Source organism: Clostridium algoriphilum (genome assembly GCF_020443705.1).
GTDB lineage: Bacteria > Bacillota > Clostridia > Clostridiales > Clostridiaceae > Clostridium_AD > Clostridium_AD algoriphilum.
Genome location: NZ_JAIZZK010000113.1, coordinates 1 through 907 on the forward strand (window position 1 = coordinate 1; position 907 = coordinate 907).

1 protein-coding gene is annotated in these 907 nt (G+C 30.8%); it reads left to right on the top strand.

The window, feature by feature from the left end; translation table 11 throughout:
• Nucleotides 1-868: IS3 family transposase (locus tag LGK95_RS22165; RefSeq protein WP_226127079.1), on the top strand; the 868-nt coding region annotated here is incomplete at its 5' end.
• Nucleotides 869-907 lie beyond the last annotated feature (39 nt).

The window sequence follows — 907 nt, forward strand, 5'->3', positions numbered from 1 at the left end:
CCTCTCTGAATCTAAATATAAAAATATGATTAGACATCTATGTGATGTAATCGGAGTATCAAGATCAGGTTATTATAATTACCTAAAATCAGAATCTACGCGTAACATTCGAGAACAAAGAGATTTGAAATTAAGAGAAATAGTCCTTAAAGCATTTGAACATAGGGGTTACAAGAGGGGCTCACGTTCTATTAAGATGTTGCTCGAGCAAGAGTTCAATTTAATTATTAATAGAAAATGTATTCAAAGAATTATGCGTAAATATAATATCAAATGTCCAATTAGGAAGGCAAATCCTTATCGTAGAATGATGAAAGCAACTAGAGAACATACTGTTGTACCAAATCTTTTAAATAGGGTATTCAAACAGGGCGTAGCCGGAAAAGTTTTGTTAACGGATATTACGTATATGCCATATGGAGCTTCTTGTATGGCTTATTTATCAACAATTAAAGATGCTTCTACAAATGAAATACTTTCATACCAACTATCTAAACGACTCACATTAGATATTGCAACGGAAACGATTGAAAAATTAATTAAAGGTCATAAGAAATTATTGACTTCAGAAGCGTTTATACACTCTGATCAAGGGGTTCATTATACTAGTCCAAAATTTCAAAAGTTGCTTAAAAAATATAAAATTGGACAGTCAATGTCTAGAAGAGGAAACTGTTGGGATAATGCTCCTCAAGAATCATTTTTTGGTCATATGAAGGATGAGATTGACTATAAAAATTGTGTTACATTCACTGATTTGCAGACTCTAATTGACAATTATATGGATTATTATAATAACTATAGATATCAATGGGGATTAAAAAAATTGACTCCTGTACAATACAGGAATCAACTTTTAGTTGCATAGTCTTTTTTTAATATCCTTGACATAGGATCCATTTTATAA